3 protein-coding genes and 1 pseudogene are annotated in these 3,276 nt (G+C 28.4%); all 4 read right to left on the reverse strand.

What is annotated here, in order from left to right; genetic code table 11:
- Positions 1-391: pseudogene (locus ACTG3S_RS09850) on the reverse strand (tetratricopeptide repeat protein); the annotation flags it as partial.
- 90 nt (positions 392-481) lie between these two features.
- On the reverse strand, positions 482-1,177 hold the full coding sequence (locus tag ACTG3S_RS09855) for an ABC transporter ATP-binding protein (protein ID WP_439129191.1): 696 nt from the start codon (positions 1,175-1,177) through the stop codon (positions 482-484).
- 26 nt (positions 1,178-1,203) lie between these two features.
- Positions 1,204-2,670 (reverse strand): DUF5687 family protein, encoded by a 1,467-nt coding sequence (locus tag ACTG3S_RS09860; RefSeq protein WP_439129192.1) that lies wholly within the window; start codon positions 2,668-2,670, stop codon positions 1,204-1,206.
- 49 nt (positions 2,671-2,719) lie between these two features.
- On the reverse strand, positions 2,720-3,276 hold a 557-nt coding region (locus ACTG3S_RS09865; RefSeq protein ID WP_439129193.1), incomplete at its 5' end, for a hypothetical protein.

Raw genomic sequence — 3,276 nt, forward strand, 5'->3', positions numbered from 1 at the left:
AACCATTGATATTCATCCCATGTTTTTGAATGGCTTTTACCGCTTTTTCTTCTGCAATATCAAATGGTGTAGCTGCTTTTTTGGTTTCTTCTTTTTTGGCTGGTCCACCAAAACCTGCACCTGGACCATTATTTTTAAAAACGGGTGCTGCAATTTTACGATCATCAAACTCTATAGGTTCTATCACTAGTTGTTGAAACCAATCGTCTTTATAGCTATCTCTTATGCCTTGTAAACCTCTCTCAAATGCTACTTCTCCATTAAAAAGTATATTGAATTTGGTTGTTAAAGCATGGTAATTTCTGTTAATTACGGTGTCTTTTTTGGTACTACAAGCGTATAAAATTCCTAAAAGGAATGCAAAAACTAGTATTTTTTTGATGTATTTCATAAAACTAAAAAACTCTTACTTAGAACTATTTTTATTTGAAAATAGTATAAATAAGAGTGTAAAAATAGTAATAAAATAAGAATAGCAATTTTATAGTGCAAAATAGCTTTCTAATTCTTTTAAAGTTTCTGTTGATGTTTGGATATCTTTTACTACTTGACCTTTGTCTAAAACCACAATGCGCTCACAAACTTCGGTTACGTGTGTTAAATCGTGACTAGAAATTAAAACTGTAATTTCTCTATTTTCGGTTAATTTTTTAATGATTTGTTTTAATCTAATTTGCGTTGTTGGGTCTAAGTTTGCAAAAGGTTCGTCTAAAATTACCACTTGCGGATTCCCCATCATTGCAGCAACAATACCTGCTTTTTTCTGATTTCCTTTACTTAGATCTCTTAAATACTTTTTCTTTCCAACAATTTCCCCATTAAAAAACTCATCAAATTGTGCTAAAAATTTGGCAACGTCTGCTTTGTTCATACCTCGTAAATCGCCCACAAAATCGAAATATTCTTCTGGTGTTAAATATCCTATTAAAAAAGATTCATCAATAAAAGAACCTGTAAAGTTTTTCCATTCTTCACTTTTATTTACCACAATATCGTGATTAGTTATAGCACCAGTTGTGGGTCTAATTAAGTCTAAAAGTATGTTGAATAATGTTGTTTTACCTGCACCATTGTTACCAACCAAACCAAAACTTTGACCTGTTGGTATTTCTATATTTTCTACATTTAAAACTTCTGCTTTTCCGTATTTTTTTGAAATTGTATCTATTGTAATCATTGTATGTTTTTTTAGTTGGTTAGCTTTTATGCTTCTTTGCCAAAAGCATTAATCATAGCGTATTTATCTTTTATGTATTTTTTTTCTATAAAATTCATGGCATAATTTTTTAGCAATAAACTAATAATTCCGATGGCAGCAACTACTATAAAACCTGAATTGTAGCCTACAAACTTATTAAACAGCCAAAAAAGTAACATTGGAAAAAGCATTAATGGAATAATTATAATAAACTGTGTTGCGCTTGTACCTTGTGTATTACCAAAACCACTTTTGTTTAAATCTATTCTTTTTCTATTAAATGAGCCTGCATACAAAAGAAATAGTGAGTTAAAACCAATATTAAATACAGCACCTGCGGTAATCATTAAAAAAATATCTACCCCAAAATATAAATATGGAAAACTAAGTAGGTATAAAACGGTTGTCATTACCACCATTAAAATCCATTTAGATTCTAAAAATTTACGGTATTTAAAACTCTGGCTCATCAACATTTTATAATGTGCGCTATCCCAAGCAGGAATAAATTGACCATAATTTAATGCAAAACCACCACTAATAAATAACGATGCAAACATTAACATTGCTGGCATGTCTCTGTAAGTTTTTTGTGTGAAAAATATCAATCCGTAAAAAAGAAAGAAAAAGGACATTAAAAAAACAGTTTTTGTTCTTTTGTTTCTCCAAATTAAACGTATATCGTTTTTTATAAAGGGTGCAATATCTCCTAACCTATTGGTAAAAGATAAGTCTGCAGATTTTGCTTCTTGTACCTTAGTTTGTACTGCTTCGTCTAAATATAATAAACCACTTAATTGTTTAAAGTTTAAGCTGTAAAGTATCACTAGTAAAACAACACCTATTAAACTATAAATTGGGTTTGCGTAAATAAAATTAAAAACCTGTCCACCAATTGCTGTAACATTATAAATGTCAAAAACATGTAAACCTATTAAGCTTAACAGTATTGCTGCAATTATACCAAATGCAATATTGTTTTTATTGATTAAAAAGTTTAAAAAATTAGCAGATTGTATAAGTAAAATCATAGTGAATAACCAACCTAAAACTCCTACAGTATTGTATCCTTCTCTAATTAAAACCACAGCAAAAGGGATGTAAAAAAACAAGCCTAAAAAGTTGAAAAAAGAAACAGATGATTTACCTAAAACATAATGTGTCAATTTGCTTTTTTTTATTGGTAAACTTAGCATGGGTTTAATATTCATTACAGGTAATTTCTGCATGAGATATCTAAAAATTAGATCGCCCAAAATGGCATATAATAAGTAAGAATTAACCAATTGTAAGGGATCTTGTTCTGGAAACTCTTTTTTTAATATATAATAACCAAATACACCAATTGATAAAAAAGTTAGTATAAAATACAAGGCAAAAATTACCATTATTATTTTTATTGCAATACCTTTTTGCCAATGAGAAGATCTAAAATATTGTTTCCATTCGAGGTTTAAAAAATGTGAAAGCATAAATTTTAATTAAGTTAGTTGGTTATAAGTAGTTTAAAAGTAAAGTTTGTTACAAATTTTTTACCAATTTATATTCTGGATAGGTTTCTTGTAGTAATTCTTGGGCTTTTTTGGGGATTAAATAGCTGGTTACATAAAATAGAATTATTAATAAAGTTGCACAAAAAGAAATAACGAATAACCAGTGGTTTTCTAAAGAACTAAAAGAAACTCTTGTTAAATTTATCAAGTTGATAAGATTGATAAATGCTAGTGCAGAAAAGCCTTGTCTTGTTTCGCCAATCATAGCTTCTAGCAAAAATATTTTTTCTTTTTTAGCTTCTTTCTGTTTCTGTTTTTTTCTTGTTTTTGATTGATTAATCATATCAAATAAAGCTAAAACTAATAATGTTCCTAAAAGTACAAATTCTGAATACTGGATTTTTAAAACTAAAAATAAACCTAAAAAAATACTTAATGTAATAATCATTTTAGGCAGTATAAACCATTCTTTGGTAAATCGCCACATAATTTTACGATAACGTTTGTTCATTTGTTTTTGCTTTGCTTCTACAACATCCATAAACCCAAAAATGCCAAATTTTTTAAACGATTTATCTCTTGCAT

The sequence above is a fragment of the Polaribacter sp. genome (assembly GCF_965656025.1).
Taxonomy (GTDB): Bacteria; Bacteroidota; Bacteroidia; order Flavobacteriales; family Flavobacteriaceae; genus Polaribacter.